Origin of the sequence: Longimicrobium sp. (assembly GCA_036389135.1) — a bacterium.
In the GTDB taxonomy this organism is placed as follows: domain Bacteria; phylum Gemmatimonadota; class Gemmatimonadetes; order Longimicrobiales; family Longimicrobiaceae; genus Longimicrobium.
This window is the reverse complement of sequence record DASVQP010000040.1, coordinates 77,499-103,532: the sequence shown is the minus strand read 5'-3', so window position 1 is coordinate 103,532 and position 26,034 is coordinate 77,499. Positions and strand designations below refer to the sequence as shown.

Below are 26,034 nucleotides of genomic sequence, written 5' to 3'. Positions count from 1 at the left end.
CCGAGGTGACGAGCGGGGGTGAGGGCCTTACCTTTCCCCCATGCGAATCGCCTCCCTTCTTTCCAGCGCGACCGAGATCGTGTACGAGCTGGGGCTCCAGGAGCACCTGGTCGCCATCTCGCACGAGTGCGACTACCCGCCCGAGGCGCTGCGGCTGCCCAGGGCCAGCCGCGTGCGCTTTGAGCCGGCGGGGCTCACCAGCGGCGAGATCGACGCGGAGGTGCGGCGCTGCATGATGGAGTTCGGCAGCGTGTACGCCGTGGACGTGGACGCCCTCCGCCAGGCGAAGCCCGACGTCATCCTCACCCAGGCCGTCTGCGAGGTGTGCGCCGTACCCACCGCCTCCGTCCACCAGGCGGTGGACGCGCTGCCGTCGCGGCCCACGGTGCTCTCGCTGGATGCGCACACGCTGGAGGAGATCCTCGACACCGTGGCACAGGTAGCGGAGGCGGCGGGCGACGCGCGGCGCGGCGCGGAGACGGTCAGGAGGCTGCGCGGGCGGCTGGACCGCGTGGCGGAGGCGGTCGCGGGGAGACCCCGGCCGCGCACGCTGGCGCTGGAGTGGCTCGATCCGCCTTTCGCGCCGGGGCACTGGATCCCGGAGATGATCGAGCACGCGGGCGCCGAGTCGCTGCTGGGGACGGCGGGCGGGCACTCTGTGGAGATCCCCTGGGCGCAGGCGGAGGGGCTGGACCCCGAGCGCCTCCTCCTGATCCCCTGCGGCTACGACCTTCCAGCCACGCGGGCGGACGCGGAGCGCTCACGGCCCAGGCTGGAGGCGCTCGCCCCGCGCGCGCTGGCGGAGGGTCGCGCGGCGATCGGGCACAGCGCCTTCTTCAGCCGCTCCGGCCCGCGCGTGGTGGGCGGCATCGAAGCGCTCGCCGCGTGGCTCCACCCCGGCACCCTGCCCGCGAGCGCCGCCGAGGGGCGGCTGGAGCGGTGGGCGTAGGGCGCGCCGCTTGCACACCGCGCGAACGCAGTGACGGGCATCATCCAACGAAACCACCGCCGGAGGCCGTGCCATGCGCATCCCCACCCGCGTACACGGGGTGCTGGACTACCTGATGGGCGCACTTCTCATCGCGGCGCCCTGGCTGCTGGGCTTCGCCACGGGCGGGCCGGAGCAGTGGGTGCCGGTCGGCGTGGGCGCCGGCGCCATCCTGTACTCCCTCTTCACCGACTACGAGCTTGGCGTGGTGAAGCGCATCCAGGTGCCCATGCACCTGCTGCTGGACGGGATCGCGGGGGTGGCGCTGATCGCGTCGCCGTGGGTGCTGGGCTTCGACGACAAGGTGTGGATCCCCCACGTGGCCGCGGGGGCGCTGGAGGTGGTCACCGCCTTCTTCACCAACACCATCCCCGCCTATGAGCGCCGACGCGCCCGCTGAGCCCGGCGAGGGCGGGCTGGACCTGTACGGGATGGACGTGGAGGAGGTCCGCGCCCGCTCCCGCATCATGATCTACGCGGACGAGGGCGAGGGGGTGCACGCGGTCCGCATGGATCGCGGCATCGAGCTCTACGCGCGCTGCCAGGCCGCCGCCTCGCCCACCGACGAGAGCACGCCGCTGGTGTGGGTGGACGTCGCGGCCCCCGGCGAGGACGAGGCGCGCTTTCTCCGCGAGACGCTCGGCTTCCACCCGCTGGCGGTGGAGGACACCGTCCGCGGCCGCCAGCGCCCCAAGCTGGACCGCTACCCGGGCTACTTCTTCCTCGTATTCTACTCCGCCGCCATCAACCCCGGGCGGGGGAGAATGGCGCTGCACGAGGTGCACGTCTTCATCGGGCGCCGCTTCATCGTGACGGTGCACGACCACGACATCTCGCCGCTCAGCGAGGTGCTGGTTCGGTGGCGCGCCAACGAGGCCGGCTTCCGCAACGTGGGGGCGCTGGCGCACGCCATCGTGGACACCATCGTCGACGGCTACTTTCCCGTGCTCGACCACTTCGCGGACCGGGTGGACGAGATGGAGAGCCGCATCTACTCCAACGCAAACGCGGGGCAGATCGCCTCGCTGGAGGAGGTGCTGGGGATGCGCCGCGAGCTCACCACGCTGCGCCGCGTGCTCGGCCCCGGGCGCGAGGTGCTGGGGACGCTGGTGCGGCGCGAGCTTCCCTTCCTCTCCCCCGACCTGATGCTGTACTTCCAGGACGTGTACGACCACTCCATCCGCGTGGTGGAAGAGACCGAGGCGCTGCGCGACCGCCTGGGGATGGCGATCGAGGCGCAGATGACCGTCTCCTCCAACCAGCTCAACCAGACGATGCGGCTGATGGCCGCCTGGTCCATCATCCTGATGGCGATGGCGTGGGTGGCGGGCGTGTACGGGATGAACTTCCGCGTGATGCCCGAGCTCCAGTGGCGCTACGGCTACTGGTGGGCGCTGGGGACGATGGTGGCGCTCGGCACCCTCATCTTCCTGTACTTCCGCCGCAAGCGCTGGGTCTGAAAGATGGGCGCCGTTTTTGCGCCGCCGGGCCGCATGCGAAACTACCTTGCTCCCGTCCTGGTGATCCTCGCGGGCGCCTGCGCCTCCGCGCCGTCCGCCGCGCCCACCACCGGCACGGGCCCGGCACCCGCGGCCCCGCGCACGGCATCGCCCAACCACCCCGGCTTCGACATCGGCCGCTACCCCGGCGACGACGCGCTGCGGGCGTGGCGCGGCGCCGCGCCGTACGAGTGGGTCGGCTACTACCTCCCCGCGCCGTGCCATCGCGATGCGTCGTGGAGCGGCAAGCGCGCGGCGCTCCAGGCGATGGGCTACGGCTTCGCGGTGATCTACGTGGGCCAGCAGCAGTTCGAGGGCGACACCGCCACCGCTGCCCCGGGCGCGCCGATCATCTGCTCGCGCACTCTCCTGACCGCCGAGCGTGGCCGCACGGACGGCGCGGATGCCATCGCCCGCACGGCGGCGGAGGGATTCCCGCCGGGAACGGCGATCTTCCTGGATGTGGAGCGCGTCTCGACCCTCACCCCGGAGATGTCCGCGTACGTCGGCGCGTGGACGAGCGAGCTGCGCCGCGATGGCCGCTTCCGCCCGGCCATCTACGCCCACCGCGACAACGCCGTGGCGCTGCGCGGGGTTGTGCAGGGAGCGGCAGATGCGCCCGTCCCGTTCTGGGTCGCCGGCGGCCAGGGCTTCGCTCTCGACCGCGCCCCGCGCGAGAGCGGCATCGACTTCGCCACCGTCTGGCAGGGCCTCCCCGCCCCGCGCACCTGGGCCGGCGTCACCCTGACCGTCGACGAGAACGTATCCACCACCGCCTCGCCGTCAGCGCCGTAGCTGGCCTCAACTGCAGCAAAGCGGCCCCGGTCTCATGGTAGACCGGGGCCGCGCGCATATACACTCGGGAAGCTCGTCACCCGGCACCGGCTCGCGGTTCGCTCCCGCGCGCCGAAGCACCTCCAGCGCGGCCGGAAGGTCGGCGCGCTCGGCCCGTTCGCGGAAACGACTAAAGCGGCACTGTCCGATAAGGGGATGACGAAATCCCAAAAACGAACGGTTCCACCCCCGCTCCCCGGGCGCCAGGGGGACGTAAACGATTCGCTGGCAAACACCTGAAGGTACTGCGGGCGTATGGCATTGACGGTGCCATGAGAGAGGGGGAGTTGGCGACCTGCCCCTGCCCGTGCCAGCAACTTCAGGGGCTCCCACAGGGGCACAGAGAGAACTACTTCCTGCCTTTCCTCCCTGGCTCTGTGTCTCCGCGTGAGATCGTTGTTCTGTTTTCCTCTGGGCCGCTGCGCTCGATCGCGATTGGTGCCGCGCACTGGACGCCGAGGAGCGCCCGTGAACCTTGACACCCCACCCAGTGCGCGGGTACCATGCACATGTGCTATTTTTTTAGCAGTCCGCGTCGCCCCGCCACGACGCCAGGCGCGGGAGAGCAGCGTCCCCACCACCTGCGTCGGTGAGCGATGAACGATCCTAACGGCCGGATTGGACGGAGAGACGCCCTCACGATGACGCTGGGCGCGAATGCCGGTCTCGCGCTGCGTCCCGGTAACCTCTGGCCCCACGGGGCGGGGTGGGACGACTTCCAGGCCACGAGGCTCGTCACCGATTCGACGAGCGGCAGCCAATGATCCGCAACCGTATTCTCCTCGCCGTCCTCGCGGCGGCGATGCTCCCGGTCTCGGCCCTGGCGCAGTCGCCGCCATCGCTGGTGCCCGCCGGACGCGGACGTCCCGTCGAGGTCGAGCTCCGGAGCGCCGCCCGGGCGGTGGCGCCGGGCGACACGATCGCCGTGGCGATCCGGCTGCGCCCGAACCGGGGGTGGCACACCTACTGGCGTCACGCGGGCGACGTCGGCAGCGCGCCGGTCGTCACCTGGCGCCTGCCGGACGGCTTCACCGCCGCGCCGCTCCGCTGGCCCACGCCGGAACGGATCGAGGCGCCGCCGCTCACCTCGTACGGCTACGAGCGCGAGGTGCACCTGCTGGGCACGGTGCACGTGCCGTCGTCCGCTCGCGTGGGATCGGCCGCGAAGCTCCAGGCAGCCCTCACGTGGGTGGTGTGCGCGGTGGAGTGCGTCGCCGGGGACGTCGACGTCGCGCTCACCGTGCCCGTCGCCGCCAGGACGATCGCCGACGAGCCAGTCGCCCGCGCGTTCGCCGCGGAGGCGGCGCGCATTCCGGCGCGGCGTGACGGCTGGACCTTCCGCGCGGCGGCCGATTCCACCCGCGTGCTGCTGCACGCGTACCCGCCCCAGGAAGCCGCGCTCGCCCCGGGGCGCACCCCGCCGCGCGCGCAGTTCTTCATCGACTCGGCGGGGGTGATCGACCACGCCGCGCAACCCCGGGTTCGCACGGTGCCGGCCGGCCTGGAGCTGCAGATAGGCCGCTCCGCGTTCGCGGCCGGGACGCCATCGCGGATCACGGGGGTGCTGGCGATCGATACCGCCGCCCGGGCGGGCGGCGGGGCGCCCCGCATGGTGCTGGAAGTCGATGCGCCCGTGGTCGCCATGGCGCGGCTCGCCGCCATCGCGCCGCCTGCCTCTGGCGCCGCCGCGGGATGGATGGCGCTGGCCGCCGCCGGGCTGCTGGCGCTGCTCGGCGGCACGCTGCTGAACCTGATGCCATGCGTGCTGCCCGTGCTCTCCATCAAGACGCTGGGGATCGCCGAAGCGGCCGCACACGACTCGCGAACGGCGCGGCGGCACGTGGCGTTGTTCGGGGCCGGCGTGCTGGTGTCGATGTGGGCGCTCGTGGGCGTACTGCTCGCCCTCCGCGCCGCCGGCACGGAAGTCGGATGGGGCTACCAGCTGCAGAATCCCGCTGTGGTCGGCGCACTCGCCCTCGTCATCTTCGCGGCGGGGCTCAACATGTCCGGCGTGTTCGACCTGGTGCCCGTGGGCGGGAGTCTCTCCGCCGCGGCGCACCGGGCGCCCCGCGGCGTGGAAGCCTTCCTGAGCGGCGTGCTCGTCACCGCGCTGGCGACACCATGCTCCGCCCCGTTCCTGGCGGCGGCGGTCGCGTACGCGGTCACGGCGGGGGTGGCCGAGTCGTTCGTGGTGTTCACCGCGCTGGGTCTCGGGCTCATCTGGCCGCTCGCGATGGTAGCCGCGGTGCCGCGCCTGCGCGCCTGGCTGCCCAGGCCAGGCGCGTGGATGGTCACGCTGCGCCAGGTGCTCGCCTTTCCGCTCTTCGCCACTGTCGTGTGGCTTGCCTGGGTGCTCGGCCGGCAGGCCGGGGTGAACGCGCTGGTCGCGCTGCTCGCCGCGTGCACCCTGCTGGCGTTCGGGCTGTGGGCGCTCGGCCGGTTCGGCACCCTGGCGGCGAGCGCGCGCCGCCGACGGTTCGCTCAGGTGCTGGCGATCGCCTCGGCCGCCGGCGCGCTGGCGCTCGTCACGGGTGCACGCGCGCAGGGTGCACCGGCGCCGGGCGCGGCGCGGGCGGGCAGCGAGGGCGCGCTTGCCTGGCGGCCTTACAGCGCGGAGCTGCTGGAGGCGCAGCGCGACAGCGGCCGCATCGTCCTGCTCGATTTCACGGCCGACTGGTGCCTCACGTGCAAGGTCAACGAGCGCGTCGCGCTGGGATCGCAGGCGGTTCGCGGGGCGATCCGCGACCGCGACGTCGCGCTGCTGCGTGCCGACTGGACCACGCGCGACCCCGTCGTGACGCGCGCGCTCGCGGCATTCGGGCGCAACAGCGTGCCGTTCGTCGTCATCTACCCCCGGGCGCGCGATGCGGCGCCCATCGTCATGCCTACACTGCTTACCTCCGGCCTGGTGACCGGCGCCCTGGAGCGCGCCGCGGCGTCACCGTCCCGAGTCCAGGCATCGGCCGCGTTCGCGAGCGGCCGAATCGTACCATCACCCACCCCCGGAGCAACTCCATGACCACGCGCAGATCCCCCAGGGTTCGCATCCTCGCCGGCGCCGCCGGACTCGCCGTACTTGGCGGCGCCGCACTGCTGCTGGCCAGCGGCGCCGCCGCGGGCCCTTCCGCCCCCCTGCCGGACCCCCTTACCCCCGGCGGCCCCGCACCCGCGTTCACGGCGGCCGACACGCGGGGCGGCTCGCACTCGCTCGCCGGCTACCGCGGCAAGTGGGTCGTGCTGGAGTGGTTCAACCATGACTGCCCGTATACCAGGAAGCACTACACCCGGGTGAGCGGTGGCACGGGGAACACGCAGGCGATGCAGCAGGAATACACGAGGCGCGGGGTGGTCTGGCTCTCGATCGTGTCGTCGGCCCGCGGCAAGCAAGGGTACACCACCGCGGTGGAGGCCGACCGCCTGACCCGCGAAAAGGGAGCGGCACCGACCGCCGTGATTCGCGACACGGCGGGCGTGATCGGACGGCTCTACGGCGCCCGCAACACCCCGCAGTTCGCCATCATCGACCCGGCCGGCGTGCTTCGCTACTCCGGCGCGATCGACGACCGGCGGACGTCGAGCGTCAGGGACATCCCGGGAGCCACCAACTACGCCCGCGCCGCGCTGGACGCGGGCCTGGCAGGCCGGCCGATCGCGGTCGCCCAGACACAGCCCTACGGCTGCGACGTGAAGTATTGAGCGCCCGGCGGACGGCGGTCTGTTCGCGGCGGGCCAGCCCCGCCTGGAGTGGCGGCGGCCGCGTCTGGAACATCATCAAGGGAGCTGGCAGATGAAGACGACGAAGGCACTCTTCGCGGCCACGGCGGTGGCGGCCTCCGCGCTGCTCTGGGCGGCGTGCACGCACACCGCGCAGCTCGCCGGCGGCGGTGCGACGATGGACCGCGACGACATCGCGGGGGTGGTGACGGGGGCGAGCGGCCCCGAGGCGGGGGTGTGGGTGATCGCCGAGACCTCCGGCCTGCCGACGAAGCTCGCCAAGATCGTGGTGACCGACGACCAGGGGCGCTACCTCCTGCCCGACCTCCCGCAGGCGAAGTACGACGTCTGGGTGCGTGGGTACGGGCTGGTGGACTCGCCGAAGCAGCGGGCGGAGCCCGGGACGACGCTGAACCTGCGGGCGACCCCCGCGCCCAATCCGCGCGCCGCGGCGGAGTACTACCCGGCCGGGTACTGGTTCTCGCTGATCCGGGTGCCGGCGGAGAGCGAGTTCCCCGGCACCGGGCCGCAGGGGAACGGGATCCACCCGAACATCAGGAGCCAGGCGGAGTACCTCCGCCCGCTGAAGAGCGGCGCCTGCACGGGCTGCCACCAGATGGGGAGCAAGGGCACGCGCGAGCTGCACCCCGCGCTCGGCACCTTTGAGTCTTCCGAGAAGGCGTGGGAGCGGCGGCTGCATGCCGGCCAGGCGGGAGGGGCGATGGTGGGAACGCTGAACTCGATGGGAGCCCCGCGCACGCTGCGGATGTTCGCCGACTGGAGCGACCGGATCGCGGCGGGCGAGGTCCCGCCCGCACCGCCCCGCCCGCAGGGGATCGAGCGGAACGTCGTCATCACCCTGTGGGATTGGGCGGACCCCAGGGTGTACCTGCACGACCTGGTCTCCACCGACCGCCGCAATCCCACCGTCAACGCCGGCGGTCCGCTCTACGCCGTGCTCGAGGCGAGCGCCGACTACATGCCGGTGCTCGACCCGAAGACCCATACGGCGACCCGTATCCCTGTCACGCTCCGCGACTCGAGCGCCGGGCCTGCGTCGCCGCAGCAGGTCGCGGGCCCCTCGCCGTACTGGGGGACCGAGGCGATCTGGACCAGCCGGGCGAACGCGCACAACCCGATGCTCGACGATAAGGCGCGCGTCTGGATCACCTCCAGGGTGCGCGCGCCGGACAACCCGGCATTCTGCAAGGCGGGGTCGAGCCATCCGTCCGCCCGCCTCTTCCCGCTCAACACGGCGGGCCGCCACCTGGCGGTGTACGATCCGCGCACGAAGGAGATGAAGCACGTCTCCACCTGCTTCGGCACGCACCACCTGATGTTCGCCGAGGACACCAGCAACACCCTCTGGACGAGCGGCGGCGGGCCGGTGGTGGGGTGGCTGAACACGAAATTGTGGGACCAGACGGGCGACGAGGAGAGGGCGCAGGGATGGACCGCGCTGATCGTGGACACCAACGGAAACGGCCGCCGCGACGAGTACGTGGAGCCGAACGCGCCCCTGGATCCCACCCGGGACAAGCGCGTTCAACCGGGGCAGTACGGCGGCGGTCCATACGCGCTGGCACCGGCGCCGGACGGAACGGTGTGGGGAACGATGTTCGGCTTCCCCGGCGCGATATTCCGGCTGACTCCCGGCTCCAACCCGCCGCACACCGCGCTCACCGAGGTGTTCGAGGTGCCGTGGAACAACCCGGCCGTCGCCAACCAGGGCTTCTCCCCGCGCGGCGGCGACGTGGACCGCAACGGCGTGTACTGGGCCGCCCTCGCGAGCGGGCACATGGCCAGCTTCGACCGGCGCAAGTGCCGCGGGCCGCTGAACGGCCCCACCGCCACCGGCCAGCACTGTCCGGAGGGGTGGACCTTCTACGCCGAGCCCCTCCCGCAGCTCGGCAACGTCACCAGCCCGGGGAGCGGTGAAGGGAGCTACTACACCTGGGTGGACCAGTTCAACACGCTCGGGCTGGGGGAGAACGTGCCGATCAACACCGGCAACCAGTCCGAGGGGCTCCTCGTCCTCAAGGATGGGAAGTGGGTGGTCCTGCGCGTCCCCTACCCGATGGGGTTCTACACCAAGTGGGTGGACGGCCGCATCGACGACCCGGCCGCCGGCTGGAAGGGCCGCGGTCTCTGGGCCGCCATCAGCACCCGCACCCCCTACCACATGGAAGGCGGCAAGGGGACCACCAGCAAGGCGATCCGGTTCCAGCTCCGGCCGCATCCGCTGGCCAGGTAGGCCGAAGGCGACCGCAACCCGAAGGACGAAGACGGCAACGGTGGCATCGTTGCCGTCTTCGTTCGTGCCGCTCGTCGCCAGAACGATCCGCTCGCCGCCGATTTGCGCCGCCCGCCGGCTGCGTCATCGCATCCCCGTCTCTCGCATGCAACCTTGTGGGTCGAGCTCCAACGCTCGGCACCTTCTCTCCTGCGACCCTTCCCGATGTCGAACGCGCATTCGGATGGAGCCGCCCACCACGTAAGGCCGGAGGTCACGCCGTGCTGAGCCTCCAGCACGTCGGCCACGTCTACGCCGACGGCACCCGCGCCCTCGAGGGCGTGACGCTTTCCATCCCGCGCGCCATGTACGGGCTGCTCGGGCCGAATGGCGCCGGCAAGTCGACGCTGATGCGGATGATCGCCACGCTGCAGACCCCGACGGAGGGGACGATCCGCTTCGGCGACATCGACGTCGTCGCTGAGCCCGAGCGGCTGCGGCGCACCCTGGGCTACCTGCCGCAGGACTTCGGCGTCTACCCGCGCATCTCCGCGGAAGGCATGCTCGACCACATGGCGGTGCTCAAAGGCATCGCCTCGAAGGCGGACCGCGGCGCGAGCGTCGAGACGCTCCTCCAGCAGACCAACTCTGGAGCGTCCGGAAGATGGCGCTCGCCGGATTCTCGGGCGGCATGCGCCAGCGGTTCGGCATCGCGCAGGCACTGATCGGGAACCCCGGGCTGATCATCGTGGACGAGCCCACCGCCGGTCTCGATCCGGAGGAGCGGAACCGGTTCCTGAACCTCCTCGCCGAGATCGGCGAGAACGTGGTCGTGATCCTCTCCACGACGGCTTCGCGGCGGCCGACGCGGGCCTGGAGGACGTCTACTTCTCCACGCTGGTGCGCGGCCTGAGGCACTCCGGGCGGCCTCCTGAAGAACGCGGCGTACGCGACGCTGCGGAACTACGTGATGCTCTCGGTCCTGTTCATGTTCGTGACGACGTCGTTCGTCGCCAACGCCGTCCTCCGCGACGGCGAGACCGGGTACGGCCCGATCATCCGCTGTCGCTCCTCCGCTGGACTCCGCCTCCCCTTTCACCGGAGGCGCCAAGTTCGCATCGAACTTGCACCGGCCACTCAATGAGTTTGCATCAGCCGCGCCTGACGCGCCTGCTTGTCGCGGCAAGGACCCTCTGTCTCGAACGAGGCGGCCGAGCGCGCACGCGACCATACCACCGGCGAACCCCACCACCGCCCGAGCATGCCCGGACACGAACAACCCTCCGTGCCTCTTCTGGAACCGAACTCGATATACCTTCCTGACCTGCACGAGCACCGCGTCCAACGCCTGTCCCCGATGGATGCGGGTGCCCTCCAGCTGCTTTACGAGCGTTGCAGCGATTATCACGAGGAGCACGAGGGCATCCCCACTCGTCCCACCGCCGCCGCTGAGGAGCTCGCCGCGCTGCCGCCGGGGAAGGCGCCCGCGGACAAGTTCTCGTTCGGCATCTATTCACCTGACGATGAGATGGTCGGGTACCTAGACATGGTGCGAGACTTTCCGTCTGCGGGCGAGTGGCAGATTGGCCTTCTCATGCTCGATCCCGCCGTGCGAGGCGCGGGGTTAGGGGCGCGCATCTTCCGGGCGGCGGCGGTCTGGGTTAGGGAGCAGGGCGGATGCACGATGTCTCTCGGTGTGCTGGAGCACGCGGCCGGTGCCGAGCGGTTCTGGCGCCGGATGGGTCTCAAGGAGGTGGCGCGGCAGCCGTATGCCTCGGAAACCGGCCGCAAGCAATCCCAGATCATCTTCATGCGTCGTGGTCTGGCTGATCTCCAATGAATGACACGGGGCACCACTTTGGGGATCGGCGGGCCCGTTCGTCCTTCACATAGCCCGCCAGCTCATCCGCCTTCCACCGTTCAGCGGGTGTCCACCGGGAGGGTGATCGTACCGATGCCGACACCAGCTTCAGGTCGCCGCGGGTGACGCTCGCGTAGGCCCCGCGCTCATTACTCCACACCCGCACCGGCCAATCACACCCGGCACGGCGTAACACCCGGTGGGCGGCACGGGAGAGAGGAAGGGGCCCACTCGGTCGCGGTCGGTTGCGGCGCTCAGCGCCACCCCCCGAATTCCGCTCAAGGATTCACTTCTGGGGCTTCGCAGGATTTAGGGGACTGCGCGAAGGCGCGGAGTTCCGGATCCAAGGCGTGCTTGGCAGCCCGGTACCAGAGCCGGTCCATAGTTTTCCTCTTGGGCCATCGTGACGGGTCCTGCCGGGGGAGCGCTTCTCCTCAGCTCACCGCGGTCGCGCGCCTTCTTTGGGCATGAGGTAGCGCACGGCTGGATGCACCCTACCGGATGGGGGCGACACTACTTGTCCGAAAGCTGGGCAACTTTCGACGAAGCGCGCATCACCCCATCCCATGACTCAGGCTCGAAGGGCAGAGTTGCGGGGCCGACCCGCCGCCGCTCCGCTCCACTTTTCTGTGTGGCTCTGTGGCTCCGTCGGCTGTTGTTGACTGCCGACACCAGTTGTGTGTAAACTGGTGTCGATAGCCGACACTCGATACAAAGGGGCGCACGTGGGGGGATCTAGAGACTCACTATACGGAACGCTGGACCTGCTCATCCTCAAGGCGCTGTCGCTGGAGCCGATGCACGGCTGGGCGGTTGCGCAGCGGCTGGAGCAGCTGTCCCACGACGCGTTGCGGGTCGGGCAGGGCTCACTCTACCCCGCGCTGCAGCGGCTGGAGGAAAGGGGGTGCGTGGAGAGCGAGTGGAAGGCAACCGAGCAGAACCGGCGCGCCAAGTACTACGCCCTCACTCCCACGGGCCGCCGCGCGCTGGGCGACGAGGCGGAGATCTGGCGCGACTACGTGAGCATGGTGGAATCCATTCTCCGGACCACCTGAGAGCCCTCATGCGCTGGACGGAACGCTGGAGGAAGCGGCTGCGTGTGCTGGCCCGCCGGGACGCGGTAGAGCGTGAACTTGACGAGGAGCTCGCCTTCCATCTGGAGATGGAGACGCAGAAGAACCTGCGTGCCGGCCTGCCCCCACCTGAGGCGCGGCGGCAAGCGGCGCTCGCCTTTGGTGCGGTGGAGAAGTACAAGGAGGAGGTGCGTGACGCCCGCACCTTCGGGTGGGTGAGCGGCGCGTCGCTAGACTTCAAGCTGGGCACCCGCTTGCTGGTGCGCTACCCGGGGCTCAACCTTGCGGGCGGACTCGCGCTGGCCTTTGCCATGGCGATGTCGGCGGCCATCTTCGAAGGCGTCACGCAGACGCTGCACCCCCGCATTCCGCTGCACGAGGGTGACCGCCTGGTGGCCATCATCACCACCAACCTGGCGGAGCGCAGGATTGAGGACCAAGTGGCGTCCGACCTGGAGGTGTGGCGCCGCGACCTGCGTTCCGTGCGGGAGTTGGGCGCGTACGCCCTTGCGCGCCGCAACCTGATCATCCCCGGCGGGAGCGGCGAGCCGGTGGCGATGGCCGAGATCTCGGCGGCCGGCCTGCGCACCACACGCGTCCCCCCGCTGCTGGGGCGCACCCTGCGCGATGAGGATGAGCGCCCCGGCGCCACCGCGGTGGCTGTAATTGGGCACCGGCTGTGGCGCGCCCGCTTCGTTGGCGACCCGCGGGTCGTGGGGCGCGTCGTGCAGCTGAACGGCATGCCGCACGTCGTGGTTGGGGTGATGCCGGAAGATTTCTCCTTTCCGACCACGCAGCAGCTGTGGGTACCGCTGCGCCGGGATGCGGTCCCGTCCCTGGGTGGGGGACCACGGCTAGGCGTATTTGGCCGATTGGCGCCAGGTGTTTCCATCAAGCAGGCGCAGGCGGAGCTGGCCGCACTGTCACACCGCGGGGCGGCCGACGGGCCGGATATGCAACGGCAGCTGCGTTCGCGGGTGATCTCGTTCCCCGACCTCGTGTTCGAGGGGCAGCGCACCGCGGTCCAGATGCAGAGCTACGCCACCAACGCGGCCGTGCTGGCCTTCCTCCTCCTGGTGTGCGCCAACGTGGCCACGCTGGTGTTCGCGCGCACGGCGGCGCGAGAGAAAGAGCTGGTGGTGCGCACGGCGCTGGGAGCCACCCGGCGGCGCATCGTGCTGCAGCTTTTCGCCGAGTCACTGGTGCTGGCCGCGGTCGCGGGCGTCGTAGGGATGGCGGCCGCGGCCGTGGGGCTGCCCTGGGCGATGGCTGTGTTCGAGGCGCAGATGGGGGAACTCCCCTTCTGGTTCCATGACACGCTCTCCCCGCGCACCATTCTCTACACCGCGTTCCTGGCCGTGCTGGCGGCGGCCGTGGCTGGAGTGGTGCCGGCGCTCAAGATGACAGGGCGCAGCGGCGAGGCACGCCTGCGCCAGGCCGTGGTCGGTGGAAGCAGCGTCCGCTTCGGGCGACTCTGGACCGGGATCATCGTCACCCAGGTGGCGCTCGCGGCGTTCGCTGCCCCCTTGATCGGTGATGCCGTACTCGACATCCGCGAGCTTGCCGGGGCCGAGCTGGGAGTGGCCGCGGGGGAGTTCCTCGCTGCCCGCGCAACGCCTGAAGGGGAGGACCTGCAAGCAGGCGCGCGGATCCATGCCACCCTCGCCGAGTTGGAACGCCGGCTGGAGGCGGACCCCGCCGTCGCCGGCGTCACCATGGCGGAGCAGCTTCCCGGGACCTATCACCCGCGCAACTGGGTGGAGGTGGAGGGGCTCCCCACCCCCGGTGACGAGGCCGGGAACCGAGCGCAGGTGGTGGCTGTGGCACCCGACTTCTTCACCACCCTGGGCGCCCGCATTGCGCTGGGCCGCGGCTTCATGCCGGGGGACCGGGACGCGCGGGCCGTGGTGGTCAACGAGGACTTCGTGCGGGAGCTCGCCCAAGGCCGCAGCCCGGTGGGGCTGCGGCTGCGGTACCGGGAGGAGGAGGAGGCTACCCCTGGCCCCTGGTATGAGGTCGTGGGCGTGGTGCGCCAGATCGGGATGACGCTGGACCCCGACCTGCCGCATGCCGCGGGCATCTACCACTCCCTCGCCCGCGATGCCGCGGCCGTTCACCTGGCTGTGCGCTTGCGCGGCGACCCGGCGGAGTTCGCGCCGCGGCTGCGTACCCTGACGACGGCCGTGGACCCGACGCTGCAGCTGGACGCCGTGCGCCCCTTGGAGTCGGTGCGCGATCAGGAGCTGCGCGCCTACCGCTTCTGGGGCGGCCTGGCGCTGGGCGGGCTGGGTGTGGTGCTCCTGCTGACCTCGCTAGGCATCTACTCGGTAATGGCGTTCACCGTGTCCCGCCGCACCCGCGAAATCGGCATCCGCGTAGCGCTGGGCGCGCGCCGGCGGCGCCTGCTGGCCTCCATCCTCGCACGCGCCTTCGGGCAGGTGGGGATGGGGATCGCACTGGGCATTCTCCTCCTGCTGCCGGCTGCCGGCGGCATCGGGTCGATCAAGTTCGCGGGGCTTCTGACGGGTAGCGCGCTACTGGTGATTGGGGCCTCCGTGGTCGCCTGCATCGTTCCCGCGCGCCAGGCGCTGGCCGTGCAGCCCACCGAAGCGATGCGCGCGGATGTTTGATGAGGGATATCCTCTCGTGAGGTGCAACGAAGTCAATACAGATGTATTCCCAAATGCCCTTTAGTAGAACCTGCGCAAAGGAAACCAGGTCATGATCGTACCCACTCTAGCTCACAACAGACCCACTGCTCCCGGCCGCGCCAGGATCTCGATGACTCTTCTCCGAACCGCGGGGCTCGCGCTCGGGCTGACAACTCTCTCGACAGCCCTGGGCGCGCAGGACACTACCGCCGGCGCTGCAAAGCGTTCAATGTCGTTCGTCGACATGTACACGATGCGCACCGCGGCAAACCCGTCGGTCAGCCCGGACCGGAAGTGGATGGCCTACCAATACACCACCCCGAATTGGCTGACCGCAAGAGGTTTCAGCGACATCTATGTTGCCTCACTTGAGCGCGGCGTGTCGTCTACACGACGCGTTACGTTCACCGATGACCAGCAGGAGGCGCGTCCGCGGTGGACGCCCGACGGCCAGTGGATCGTGTATGCGTCCAACCCGGGTGGGTCGAGCCAGCTTTATATAACTCGCCCGGACAGCACAGCACCCCGGCAAATTACGGCATCGCCAACGTCGGTAGGTGTGTTCGAGTTTAGCCCCGACGGGCAGTGGCTTGTGTACCGCACAGGACGTTCGGCGATCGGCCAACAGCTCCATGCGCTTCCCGTCGCAGACATCGTCGCCGGTCGCGCGGTCGTGGCGCAGCAGCTCACACAGCACCCCACTGGGATCGGGGAGTGGGAGTTCTCCCCTGATTCGAAGCGGATCTACTTCACGACTACGGCGCTCCCTGTCGCAGATGAGCGCGCGCGTCGTGAGAAGGGCTTCACCGCGGAGATTCGGCACACCCTGGCACCAGCGTCGCACCTCCTCGCGTTCGACGTAGCCTCACGCACGACGGTGCGCCTCGACTCTGGCGCCTCGCGCAGCGTCGTCGACTTCACGTTGTCCAAAAACGGCCGCTGGATCGGTTATCGCACCTTGCCGAATGACCGGTACCGGCGGACCGGCGATCTGGATCAGCTGCTCCACATGGATCTGCACCTTCTGGAGACGGCGACAGGAAGAGTCGAACGGCTGACGAACAACCAGGACGCGCAGGAGAGCCCCGTGAGCTTCTCCCCCAACGGTGATTGGCTCGCCTACACCGCCTCCGATGACACGACCAGGTTCACTGTCACCAACTCCCGCGTATACCTGCGCCGTACAGCCGCGGCCGCCGGTTCCAAGCGGAAGTTAGGAACCGCCTTCGACGGCGACGTGCGCACCGGGTTCTGGTCGGAGGACGGACGTAAGATCTACTTCAGCACTGGGCACGGCGCCACAACGCAGCTCTTCGCCCTCGGGATTGAGGATGGGCGCGTACGGCAGCTCTCGCACGTGAAAGGCACCGTCGGCGCGACACCGATTGAAGGCTCGTCGAAGGTGATGGTCCAGTACTCAGATCCCCTCACGCCGCCGACGATGTACGTCGTGTCGTCGATCGAGCGCCTGGGCAACCGCGCTACCTGGCTCCAGCTCACCAACACGAACCCGCAGCTCGCCACTACCGCCCTGGGCGAGACGGAGGAGATCACATGGACTTCACGCGATGGTACGCGCGTCGGTGGCGTCCTTGTGAAACCGGTGGGCTACCAGCCCGGCCGGCTCTACCCTTTGATCGTCATGCTGCACGGCGGCCCGCACTCGGCTGAGGTGATGCAATTCAACGGCGACGACAATGACGCGCCGCAGGTGTACGCCGGCGTGGGATACGTCGTGTTTGCCCCCAACTATCGAGGCTCCAGCAACTACGGCGAGCGCTTCAAGGCGGGGCTGGTCGGCGACTACTTCGGGAAATCGTTCGCCGACGTGATGTCGGGTGTCGACTTCTTGATCCAACAGGGGCTCGTCGACTCCACAAAGATGGGCGTGCTCGGCCACAGCGCTGGTGGCAGTCTCACGCACTGGATCGTGACGCAGACCAACCGGTTCAAGGCGGCGAGCGCGGGTGCCGGTGTGTCGAACTGGTTCTCGATGTACGCGGGCAGCGACTACAAGCGTCCGCGCTTGGCCTGGTTTAACGGACGCCTGCCATGGGAGGACCCGGCCATGTACTGGGCGCAGTCGCCGGTCCGCTATGCGAACGTGGTGAAGACGCCGACCTTCCTCTATGGCACGCAAGACGACCCACGAGTACCGATAGGCCAACAGATCGAGATGTATACCGCCCTCCAGTCGCTGGGTGTGGCGACGGAGTTGTTCATCTACCCGGGTGACCAGCACGGCACACCGGGTGTCCGCAATCGCCTAGCCAACAGCATGGCGCAACTGATGTGGATGGACTTCTACGTTCGTGGCATCGGCCGGAAATTCTCCTGGCGCGACGTACTGCGCACGCTCGACGCCCCGGCGACCGCTGCGGTAACGCGGTGACTGCCCGAGGCGCTGCAACGCTCGTGCATCGGAAAGCACAAGTATGGAAGGGGAGGGCTGGTCACCCGGAGCGCGCACTGGGAGAACTTCCCACTTAGCGGCAACCGGCGCCGCTACAGGGCTGCCATGTTACGTTCAGCTGGTCATGTGGGCCTGCCTGCTGGCTCTGCTCCCCGCCCTGATCCCGTGGTCGCGAGCGGTGCGGCGCGCCTTGGAGCATCGCCTCGTCGTGAGGAGCACCGCGCCAGCCGCCGCGGCCTCGCCGCGCTTTACGGCGGAGGCCCCACGGATCACTTCCTCGCTCTCGATCCTGGACGAGGTCGATCTTGCCCGCGGCGGCCTCGCGATGATCTTCCTTCCTTTGTTAGAGAAGGGTCGCTGGTGCCGCCCCGTGACTCAGCGACGGACTGCTTCCTTCCTCTCCAGGTCACTTTGCGAGTTCCCAACATGAGACCTGTTGCCGTCGTGTTGATCTGCCTCACATCGGCATGTACTTCGGTCCTGCCTTTCACGCGACGCGTGCCCCTGCTTGAGAGGCAGGTTTCGCGCACCGCGGACGAGCCATTGCTCCGCGCTTGTCGTGAGTTCTACCGGGCGCGCGGCCGCCCCGGGCCTGAACAGCTCACTGGACCGCGGATCGATGACGCGCGCGAGCACCTCCGCCGCGCAGAAGCATTCGGCTTCTCCGGTGGCCTTGGCATCGTCCAGGACGGCCGTGTCGTCGTCGCTGAGGGATTCGGGAGAGCAGATCGCGGTCGCAACGTCGAAATGTCCTCCACTACGGTGTTCGACATCGGCTCCGTCGCCAAGCAGTTCACCGCCGCGGCGATCCTCGAGCTCGAGGCGCTGGGGAAGTTGCGGACGACCGATTCGATCTCCAGGTTCTTTCCTGAGGTGCCCCCCGACAAACACGGGATCACGATCCACCACCTGCTGACGTCCACTGCGGGCTTTCCGCACGACGTCGGCCACCGGCTGGAGAAGCTGTCTCGCGACGACGCCATCCGTCGCGTTCTTTCCGCGAAACTGCTCTTTCCTCCGGGCGAGCGACACTCGTACTCCAACGCGGGCTACGCGCTCGCCGCTGCCATCGTGGAGATCGCGTCGGGAGAGACGTACGAGGGGTTCCTCCTGCGCCACCTGTGGAAGCCCATGGGCCTCCAGCGGACCGGAGCGGTGCTGAGTGGGTTGCCAGCGCTGCCCAAGGCGGAGGCATACACGGTCGACGGGGTCGTGCAGGGCGCGCAACGACCGGAGCGTTGGCTCGCCGACGGCGTGACCTGGCTGGCGCGAGGTAGTGGGTACACCTGGTCGACGATCGATGACCTCGCCAGATGGGGAGAGGCGCTCCGAAGTGGGAGGGTGCTCCCAGACGCCCAGCGATCGAAGTTGTTCTGGCCGCACGTATCGGAGGGCTTGAGCCAGCCTTCGTACTACGCGTACGGGTGGAGCCTGACCCCCGCGGCCGATGGCTCGTGCCTCGTCTCCCACGACGGGAGTAGCGGACTGCACTTCACGCTGCTCGGCTTTGCTCCCGAACGGCAAACTGCGTACGTCGTCTTTACGTCGCAGATGGATGGCTACTGGGGAGAGGGCTTCGCCAATCAGGTGCCGGCGATCCTCTTTGGACGTGATACGAGCAGCCTGCCCGCGGTGGGGAGCAATGTCCGCGTTCCCTTCTCGGAACTTACGGGGCGCTACGCCCTGCCCACGGGCGAGACATTGAGCGTCGCACGGCAAGGGGATCGTCTGCTGGTGCCGATGCGTGGAGCTGCCACACAGCGCGTCTTCAGTCTCCTCCCCGCAACACGCGAAGCGAGCACTCCGTCCACGGCTCGCGATCGGTCAATCGCTACCGCGATGGCCGATATCCGGCAGGGTAACTTCGATTCCCTGCTGTCGCGCGTGCGACTCCCCGCGAGCACGTCGCCGCAGCGAGAGCGTCGATTCTGGGAGAACATCCGCGTGGATTGGGAACGAACCTTCGGGCGCATGATCGACTTCTCGACCCTCAAGCAGGTAGACGAGCGCGGCATTCCTCGTTCGCTCGTGTTCGTGCGATTCGAGCGGGGAGAGAGGCTGCTCCTCTTTACGCACTACGATGACGGGAAGCTCTACATCGACGCGACGGTGCCGATGCTGGAGACCTTCCTCGCCTCCGTCGCCGAGCGTGAATTCGTCACGTACCACCCGCGCACGAAGCACTCCGTCCGCGTGCGCTTCGAAACCGCCGGGCCAGATCGCTACATGATCGTCCAGAATGGCCCCGAGACCTTCCGGGCGAAGCGACTACCCTGATCGACGTCGTAGTAGGCGCGAGCGTCGCGGTAGTGCCGGTCGTTCCGGGTGAAGATCGGCGCTTCGCTCTTTCCGGGGGTCATCGCAACATCCGTGGCGGGGTGGCTGATCCGCCCGAGGTAGGGCCTGAACGAGCCCTGCGGGAGGGGTTCTGTCCCAACCCACGCCCCAATAGCCGGGGGGCGGGACCGCGGCGGCGACCACGCGCGATGGTCCCAACCTGAAGCTCTGGTTGCACTTGCAAGCGCCGGGCAGAGGGCCGGAATTACAACGGCCCCGGTCCAGAGCGGACCAGGGCCGTTGTCGCATCCCGTGAGGTACGTGTGGGGGGCCGGCGGGGTGAGACTGCGGAATCCGAGGAGGTGGGGCGTGGGGCGGGAAGCGGGATGCGTCGGGGTGGATCAGGGACGCGAGAAGCGGATGGACACGCCGTTGCCCAGGCCGATGGCGCCGCTGAACTGCGAGCCGTTGTCCGGCGCGCGGTTGCCGGCGCCGTCCGTGGTGCCGCTGGGGGAGACGATGCGCACCTTGTCCGCCGACGCCTCGATGTTGCCGTAGTCGTCGTCCATGTAGAACGTGCCGTCCGCGGTGAAGCGCGCTTCGTAGTTGTCCAGCCTGCGCAGGACGGCGCTCACGTAGCCCTTCAGCTCGCCGTAGCTGCTCCAGCGCCCGCCGTACAGGTGGATGTTGCACTCGCCGCTCTCGTGGCGGCCGTTGGCCTCGCGGCCCCGGCGCATCTCGGCGGTGACCTCGCGGATGGCGCGGCTCACCCAGGGATCGCGGCAGGGGCCGTTCTGCGCGGCGGCGGGGGCGGCCGCGGCGAGCGCGGCGACGGCGACTGCGGAGGCGAAGATCGTGTGACGGATGCTCTGCATGGTCTCGCTGGTCGTGTGCTGGAGGGGATCTGCCGTGAACCTGCGCAACACTATACATTTCCGCCGTCACCGCCCCGTGATCTGGGCGTGATTCCCCGGTATCGCTCGGTTTTTCCCATCCCGACGGCATGATCCGAATTCGTACCCTGGGCTCGCTCGACCTCCGCTCGGCGGAGGATGGCGAGCTTCGGCAGGTGCTCGCCCAGCCCAAGCGGTTCGCCCTGCTCGTGTACCTGGTGGTGGCCGGGCGCGGCTCCTTTCACCGCCGCGACACCCTCTTCACCCTCTTCTGGCCGGAGTCGGACGCGGAGCGCGCGCGCAGCTCGCTGAGGACCGGCCTCCACTTTCTTCGCCGCGCGCTGGGCCCAGGGGTGATCGCGGGGCGCGGAACCGAGGAGGTCGGCATCGCGCCGGGGGCGGTGTGGTGCGACGCGCTCGCCTTCGAGGAGGAGCTGGACGCAGGCCGCGCCGCCGAGGCGCTGGAGCTGTACCGGGGGCCCTTGCTGGCCGGCTTCAACCTGGCCGGGATGGCGGATTGGGAGCGCTGGCTGAGCGGCGAGCGCGAGCGGCTGCGGCGCCGCGCCGTGGAGGCCGCCGAGTCGCTGGCCGCGCGCGCGGAGGAGGAGGGGGATGCGCCCGCCGTGTTGCGGTGGTCGCGCCGTGCGGCCGCGCTGGACCCGGACGACGAGGGCTCGCTGCGCCGCCTGATGCAGCGCCTGGCCGCGCACGGCGACCGGGCGGGGGCCATCTACGCCTACGAGGAGTTCTCGAAACGCCTGCGTGCGGACTACGAAGCCGAGCCGTCGCGCCAGACGCGCGCCCTCGCCGACGACATCCGCCGCGGCGCCGCCGATCCCGAGCCGCCCGCGCGCCCGGTTCCCGCGCCGCGTGTCGAGCCCGCGCCCGCGTCCGTCGCGGAGCGCGCGCCGTCCGCCGAGCCTGCGCCTGCTCTGGCGGCTGAGATCGCGCCCGCCGCGGATGCGGCGCCGCCGCCGATCACGAACCACATTCCGGCGCGTCCGCGAACCCGGCGGCGGTGGATGGCGGCGCTGGTGGCGGTCGTTCTCTGCGCGGCGATGGCCGGCATCTGGCGCTCCCGCGAACCGGCGGCGCGGACCGCGACAGGCGCGGCGCCCGAGGAGCTCGTGGCGGTCCTCCCCTTTGCGGTGTACGGGCGGGGGGAGATGGCGTACCTGCGGGAGGGGATGGTGGACCTCCTCTCCACCAAGCTGGACGGCGCGGGCGACCTGCGCAGCGTGGATGCGCGCGCGCTCCTCGCATCGCTGGGCTCGGTCGCCGCCGGGCCGGGCGCGGGCGGGGATGCGGCAGCGAAGGTGGGCGCGAAGCTGTTCGTGATGGGGAGCGTGGTGGAGGCGGGGCCGCACCTCCAGCTCCGCGCCGCCCTCTATCGCCAGACCCCGGACGGACCCTTGCCGCAGTCCGACGCGGCGGTGGAGGGAGCGCGCGACTCGCTGCCCCGTCTGGTGGACCGGCTGGTCGCGCAATTGCTGGCCGGGCGCCTCAGCGGGCCACGCGCGCGGCTCCAGCGTACGGCGGTGCTCACCACGCCCTCCGTACCCGCGCTCAAGGCGTACCTGCAGGGGGAGAGCGCCCTGCGCGCCGGCCATTACGATGCGGCCAAGGCGGCCCTCCAGCGCGCGGTGGAGGAGGACACCACCTTTGCCCTCGCCTGGTACCGCCTCTCGGTGGCGGTCGCGGGCTCCGGGGAGCGCACCGGAGCGGCCGCCCGGCAGGCGGTGCGCTACGCCGGACGGCTGGAGCCGCACGACCGGCTCCTCCTGCAGGCGTGGCTCGCGTCGTGGGAGTTCCGCTACGCGGACGCGGAGCGGATGTATCGCCAGGCCGTCGCCGCACGCCCGGACGACGTGGAGGCGTGGAGCCAGCTTGCCCACGTGCTCTTCCACGGCGCCGCGCCGCGCGGCCACTCCACCGCCGAGTCGCGCCCGGCGTGGCAGCGTGTCCTGGCGCTGGAGCCGGACAACGTGGACGCCATGGGCTACCTGGCCCGCATCGCCATGGCGGAGCGGCGGCTGGAGGATGCGGACACCCTGCTGGCCCGCGCCCTGGCGCTGAATCCCGAAGGCGACCGCGCGCTGGTGTGGCGGGGCTACCGCGGCATCCTGCTGGACGACCGCGCGGCGCTGGATGCGGCAGTGGCGGGGATGCGCCGCGTGAGCGACCTTGCGGCGTGGGTGATCGCGTGGCGGATGGTGGAGGACACGCGCGACCCGCTCCGCGCCCGGCCGATGGTGGAGACGCTCCTCGATCCCGTGCGCCCGGCCCGCATCCGCGCCAGCGGCCGCGTGCTCCTGGCGCACACCGAAGTCGCGCGCGGCCGTTGGCGAGCGGCCCGCGCCCAGCTCGACTCCGCGGCCGAGCTGGACCCCGCGATGGCGATGCAGGCGCGCACCCTTTTCGCCGTCCTCCCCTTCGTCCCCGTGGAGCGGACGGAGGTGGAGCGTGTGAGGGCCGCGCTTCTCACCCGGAGCGCGGGGATTGCGGATGCGCCGCCGGGAGTCGAGCCGCAGGGGGCGTCCACGCCGTACACGGAGCTCCAGCTGCACGCGCTGGGGCTGCTGGAGGCGCGGCGCGGCGACCTCTCGGCGGCTCTGGAGTATGCGCGTCGGCTGGATGGCTTCGACCCGCCCACGGCCGGGATGCGCATTCGCGGGCCGCTGCTGGCGGATGGAGTGCGGGCGCACGTGGCGTGGCTGGGCGGGAAGCCGGCGGAGGGGCTGGCGGTGATCGACAGCGCATGGCAGGAGGTCGATCGCAAGCCCGAGGTCTTCCCGTACCTCCTGGACTCCGGGCACCCGCGCTTCCTTCGCGCCGAGCTGCTGCGCATGGCGGGGCGGCACCGCGAGGCGCTGGCGTGGTACGGATCGGTGACGGAGCACTTCGACAAGAGCATCGTGTACGCGGCCCCGGTGCACCTGCGCACCGCCGAGATCCTGGACCGCCTGGGCCGCCCCGCCGAAGCCGCCGCGCACTACCGGCGCTTCGTGGAGCTGTGGCGGGAGTGTGACCCCGTGCTGCGCCCGCGAGTGGAGCGGGCGCGCCGACGACTTCAACAATTGCAGCCATGACCATCCCGATCCGCGCCCTCGCGGCGCCTCTCCTCGTCGCGGCCGTGCAGGCCGTGTACGCCCCCGCCGCCGCCCAGACGACCGCGCCCGTGCGCCGCGATTCCGCCTTCGACCTGAGCGTGCGCAACATCATGCGCGGCGAGGGGCTGGTGGGCCGCTCGCCAGACGAGGTACGGTGGTCGGAGGACTCGCGCACCGTCTACTTCCGCTGGCGCGGCCCGGAGTCGCGCGACACCACCACGCACGTCTTCCGCGTTCGCGCGGCGGGCGGCGCGCCGGAGATGGTGCCGGACAGCCTGGCGTACCGCGTCGCCCCCGCGCAGCAAGGCGACTGGAACCCGGAGCGCACCCGCCGGGCGTCGGAGCGCGGCGGCGACATCTTCGTGGTGGACGCCACCGGCCGCGAGCACCGCATCACCGACACGCCCCAGCGCGAGCGGTCGCCGCACCTCTCGGCGGACGGGCGCATGGTCTACTTCCTCCAGGGCAACAATGTCTTCGCCATGGAGGTGGATGGCGGATTCCTGCGCCAGATCACCGACCTGCGCATGGAGGCCGCGCCCGCCCGCGACACGGCCCGGGGCCAGCGCCGCTTCCTGGAGAACCAGCAGCGCGAGCTCCTGGATGCCGTGCGCGACCGCCGCGAGGAGCGCCTCCACCGCGCCCGCCTGGACTCGCTTCGCGCCAGCGTCCCGCCCGTCTATCTGGGCAAGGACGTCACGCTGCAGGGCGCCGAGGTGTCGCCGTCCGGCCGCTATCTTCTGCTGACCACCAACACGCGGGTCGATGGGCAGAAGACCACTATCGTCCCCAACTACGTCACGGAAAGCGGCTTCACCGAGGACATCTCCTCCCGCACCAAGGTTGGCGACGCGCAGGCGGGTGGCCGCGTGGGCATCCTGGAGCTGGCGACGGGCAAGGTGTCGTGGGTGGAGGCGGAGAAGGAGCGCCGCCCGTCCATCGCCGCGCTGGGGTGGGCGCCGCGGGCGGACCGGGCGCTCCTCATGTCGGTACCCGAGAACTTCAAGGATCGCTGGATCTACGTGGCGACGCCCGATGCGCGCACCACGCTCATCGAGCACCTGCACAACGACGCCTGGGTGGGCGGACCCGCCTTCTTCTCCGGCGGCTGGACGGGCGACGACCGCGTCTGGTTCATCTCGGAGAAGACGGGCTACTCGCACCTCTACACCGCCCCCGCCACCGGCGGCGCCATCACCGCGCTGACGCAGGGCAACTGGGAGGTGACGGAGGTGCAGCCCTCGGCGGACGGGCGCCGCTTCCACATCACGACCAGCGAGACGCACCCCGGCGAGCGCAACCTGTACGCGGTGGGCATCGACGGCGGCCCGCGCAGCCGCCTTACGTCGCTGGATGGATGGATGGACGCCCGCGTGTCACCGGACGGACGCTGGGCCGCCCTACTCCACTCCGTCGCCGACGCGCCGGCGGAGCTGTACCTGATGCCCGTGGGCCGCGGCGCCGCGCCCCGCCGCGTGACGACCTCGACCACGGCGGAGTTCCGGCGCGGGCCCTGGATCAAGCCCGAAGTGGTGACCTTCCGCGCGCAGGACGGGGCCATGGTGTACGCGCGCATCTACCGTCCGCGCGACCTGGGCGCCGCATCCAACGGTGCGGGCGTCCTCTTCGTGCACGGCGCGGGGTACCTCCAGAACGCGCACCGCGGATGGAGCACGTACTACCGCGAGTACATGTTCAACCACCTGCTCGCATCGCGCGGGTACACGGTGATGGACGTGGACTACCGTGGCTCGGCGGGGTACGGCGGCGCGTGGCGCACGGGGATCTACCGCCACATGGGCGGCAAGGACCTCTCCGACCACGTGGACGCCGCGCGCTGGATGGTGGCGAACGAGGGCGTGGACTCCAAGCGCGTGGGCCTCTACGGCGGATCGTACGGCGGCTTCATCACGCTGATGGGGCTGTTCACGGAGCCGGACGTCTTCCGCTCCGGCGCCGCGCTGCGCTCCGTGACGGACTGGGCGCACTACAACCATCCGTACACCGCGCGCATCCTCAACCAGCCGCAGGACGACACCCTGGCGTACCGCCGCTCGTCGCCCATCTACTTCGCCGAAGGTCTGCGCGGCGACCTGCTGATGGCGCACGGGATGGTGGACACCAACGTGCACTTCCAGGACATCGTGCGCCTCAGCCAGCGCCTGATCGAGCTGGGGAAGACGAACTGGGAGCTGGCCGTGTACCCGGTGGAGGACCACGCCTTCACCCGCCCCGAGTCGTGGGCCGACGAGTACCGGCGCATATACGAGCTGTTCGAGCGGACGTTGAGGTGAGGGGCTGAACCGCGCCCTGCCGCGACTGTCCCTGGTCCCGGGCACTTTCGGCCCGGACCTTGCCCATTCACCACGTGGCGGAGCAGTCCGTGGGATAGCAAGCTTCGTAAGCGTTTGTCTGTTATACGGTTCGGCACGTGCGTTGCATTTGAGGAGCGACACGGGGGACAGGTCAGCATGCAGGCGGAGCGACG

18 protein-coding genes are annotated in these 26,034 nt (G+C 70.2%); 17 read left to right on the top strand and 1 reads right to left on the bottom strand.

The genetic code is table 11. The features are described 5' to 3' along the window. Window positions 1-40: 40 nt before the first annotated feature. The 15 genes from VF584_10140 (at window position 41) to VF584_10070 (ending at window position 19,543) form a co-directional block, all read left to right on the top strand. Window positions 41-949: an ABC transporter substrate-binding protein gene (locus VF584_10140; protein HEX8210523.1), complete on the top strand. Its 909-nt coding sequence runs from the start codon at window positions 41-43 to the stop codon at window positions 947-949. A 73-nt stretch (window positions 950-1,022) separates the two neighbouring features. After that, complete coding sequence (locus tag VF584_10135) at window positions 1,023-1,388, top strand: SPW repeat protein (GenBank protein ID HEX8210522.1); 366 nt, start codon at window positions 1,023-1,025, stop codon at window positions 1,386-1,388. Then, on the top strand, window positions 1,366-2,448 hold the full coding sequence (gene corA, locus VF584_10130; protein ID HEX8210521.1) for a magnesium/cobalt transporter CorA: 1,083 nt from the start codon (window positions 1,366-1,368) through the stop codon (window positions 2,446-2,448). Before VF584_10135 ends, corA begins: the two co-directional genes overlap by 23 nt. Before the next feature lie 33 nt (window positions 2,449-2,481). After that, window positions 2,482-3,282, top strand: coding sequence for a glycoside hydrolase domain-containing protein (locus tag VF584_10125; GenBank protein ID HEX8210520.1), 801 nt, complete (start codon window positions 2,482-2,484; stop codon window positions 3,280-3,282). 635 nt (window positions 3,283-3,917) lie between these two features. Beyond that, window positions 3,918-4,085 carry a hypothetical protein gene (locus tag VF584_10120; protein ID HEX8210519.1) on the top strand — a complete coding sequence of 56 codons (168 nt, stop codon included), beginning with the start codon at window positions 3,918-3,920 and terminating at the stop codon, window positions 4,083-4,085. Continuing rightward, window positions 4,082-6,340, top strand: a complete 2,259-nt coding sequence (locus tag VF584_10115; protein ID HEX8210518.1) for a thioredoxin family protein — start codon at window positions 4,082-4,084, stop codon at window positions 6,338-6,340. Before VF584_10120 ends, VF584_10115 begins: the two co-directional genes overlap by 4 nt. Beyond that, the gene (locus VF584_10110; protein ID HEX8210517.1) at window positions 6,337-7,017 is read left to right on the top strand and encodes a redoxin domain-containing protein; all 681 of its coding nucleotides are present in this window, start codon (window positions 6,337-6,339) and stop codon (window positions 7,015-7,017) included. The genes VF584_10115 and VF584_10110 overlap by 4 nt, the downstream gene beginning before the upstream one ends. A gap of 91 nt (window positions 7,018-7,108) precedes the next feature. Next, window positions 7,109-9,289, top strand: coding sequence for a carboxypeptidase-like regulatory domain-containing protein (locus tag VF584_10105; GenBank protein ID HEX8210516.1), 2,181 nt, complete (start codon window positions 7,109-7,111; stop codon window positions 9,287-9,289). Window positions 9,290-9,549: 260 nt separating this feature from the next. After that, window positions 9,550-9,993: an ATP-binding cassette domain-containing protein gene (locus VF584_10100; GenBank protein HEX8210515.1), complete on the top strand. Its 444-nt coding sequence runs from the start codon at window positions 9,550-9,552 to the stop codon at window positions 9,991-9,993. Continuing rightward, window positions 9,960-10,181 (top strand): hypothetical protein, encoded by a 222-nt coding sequence (locus VF584_10095; GenBank protein HEX8210514.1) that lies wholly within the window; start codon window positions 9,960-9,962, stop codon window positions 10,179-10,181. The genes VF584_10100 and VF584_10095 overlap by 34 nt, the downstream gene beginning before the upstream one ends. Window positions 10,182-10,553: 372 nt before the next feature. Continuing rightward, on the top strand, window positions 10,554-11,108 hold the full coding sequence (locus tag VF584_10090; GenBank protein HEX8210513.1) for a GNAT family N-acetyltransferase: 555 nt from the start codon (window positions 10,554-10,556) through the stop codon (window positions 11,106-11,108). 746 nt (window positions 11,109-11,854) lie between these two features. Continuing rightward, window positions 11,855-12,184, top strand: coding sequence for a PadR family transcriptional regulator (locus tag VF584_10085; GenBank protein ID HEX8210512.1), 330 nt, complete (start codon window positions 11,855-11,857; stop codon window positions 12,182-12,184). Window positions 12,185-12,192: 8 nt separating this feature from the next. Next, the gene (locus VF584_10080) at window positions 12,193-14,832 is read left to right on the top strand and encodes an ABC transporter permease (GenBank protein HEX8210511.1); all 2,640 of its coding nucleotides are present in this window, start codon (window positions 12,193-12,195) and stop codon (window positions 14,830-14,832) included. A 250-nt stretch (window positions 14,833-15,082) separates the two neighbouring features. Then, window positions 15,083-17,245, top strand: coding sequence for a S9 family peptidase (locus tag VF584_10075; protein ID HEX8210510.1), 2,163 nt, complete (start codon window positions 15,083-15,085; stop codon window positions 17,243-17,245). A 519-nt stretch (window positions 17,246-17,764) separates the two neighbouring features. Continuing rightward, window positions 17,765-19,543 carry a serine hydrolase domain-containing protein gene (locus VF584_10070; protein ID HEX8210509.1) on the top strand — a complete coding sequence of 593 codons (1,779 nt, stop codon included), beginning with the start codon at window positions 17,765-17,767 and terminating at the stop codon, window positions 19,541-19,543. Window positions 19,544-19,944: 401 nt separating this feature from the next. Here the strand turns inward: VF584_10070 and VF584_10065 are convergent, their stop codons facing one another. Next, complete coding sequence (locus tag VF584_10065) at window positions 19,945-20,418, bottom strand: hypothetical protein (GenBank protein HEX8210508.1); 474 nt, start codon at window positions 20,416-20,418, stop codon at window positions 19,945-19,947. 128 nt (window positions 20,419-20,546) lie between these two features. Between VF584_10065 and VF584_10060 the strand changes: the two genes are divergently transcribed. Together VF584_10060 and VF584_10055 are read left to right on the top strand one after the other, a co-directional pair. Next, window positions 20,547-23,525, top strand: a complete 2,979-nt coding sequence (locus VF584_10060) for a BTAD domain-containing putative transcriptional regulator (protein ID HEX8210507.1) — start codon at window positions 20,547-20,549, stop codon at window positions 23,523-23,525. After that, on the top strand, window positions 23,522-25,840 hold the full coding sequence (locus VF584_10055) for a prolyl oligopeptidase family serine peptidase (protein ID HEX8210506.1): 2,319 nt from the start codon (window positions 23,522-23,524) through the stop codon (window positions 25,838-25,840). Before VF584_10060 ends, VF584_10055 begins: the two co-directional genes overlap by 4 nt. The last annotated feature ends 194 nt before the right edge of the window (window positions 25,841-26,034 follow it).

Excerpts from the sequence above, each read along its gene's own strand:
- VF584_10065 (HEX8210508.1), bottom strand. The coding sequence starts at position 20,418 with ATGCAGAGCATCCGTCACACGATCTTCGCCTCCGCAGTCGCCGTCGCC.
- VF584_10120 (HEX8210519.1), top strand. The coding sequence starts at position 3,918 with ATGAACGATCCTAACGGCCGGATTGGACGGAGAGACGCCCTCACGATG.
- corA (HEX8210521.1), top strand. The coding sequence starts at position 1,366 with ATGAGCGCCGACGCGCCCGCTGAGCCCGGCGAGGGCGGGCTGGACCTG.
- VF584_10140 (HEX8210523.1), top strand. The coding sequence starts at position 41 with ATGCGAATCGCCTCCCTTCTTTCCAGCGCGACCGAGATCGTGTACGAG.
- VF584_10110 (HEX8210517.1), top strand. The coding sequence starts at position 6,337 with ATGACCACGCGCAGATCCCCCAGGGTTCGCATCCTCGCCGGCGCCGCC.
- VF584_10055 (HEX8210506.1), top strand. The coding sequence starts at position 23,522 with ATGACCATCCCGATCCGCGCCCTCGCGGCGCCTCTCCTCGTCGCGGCC.
- VF584_10105 (HEX8210516.1), top strand. The coding sequence starts at position 7,109 with ATGAAGACGACGAAGGCACTCTTCGCGGCCACGGCGGTGGCGGCCTCC.
- VF584_10095 (HEX8210514.1), top strand. The coding sequence starts at position 9,960 with ATGCGCCAGCGGTTCGGCATCGCGCAGGCACTGATCGGGAACCCCGGG.
- VF584_10125 (HEX8210520.1), top strand. The coding sequence starts at position 2,482 with ATGCGAAACTACCTTGCTCCCGTCCTGGTGATCCTCGCGGGCGCCTGC.
- VF584_10075 (HEX8210510.1), top strand. The coding sequence starts at position 15,083 with ATGTCGTTCGTCGACATGTACACGATGCGCACCGCGGCAAACCCGTCG.
- VF584_10080 (HEX8210511.1), top strand. The coding sequence starts at position 12,193 with ATGCGCTGGACGGAACGCTGGAGGAAGCGGCTGCGTGTGCTGGCCCGC.
- VF584_10135 (HEX8210522.1), top strand. The coding sequence starts at position 1,023 with ATGCGCATCCCCACCCGCGTACACGGGGTGCTGGACTACCTGATGGGC.
- VF584_10060 (HEX8210507.1), top strand. The coding sequence starts at position 20,547 with ATGATCCGAATTCGTACCCTGGGCTCGCTCGACCTCCGCTCGGCGGAG.
- VF584_10115 (HEX8210518.1), top strand. The coding sequence starts at position 4,082 with ATGATCCGCAACCGTATTCTCCTCGCCGTCCTCGCGGCGGCGATGCTC.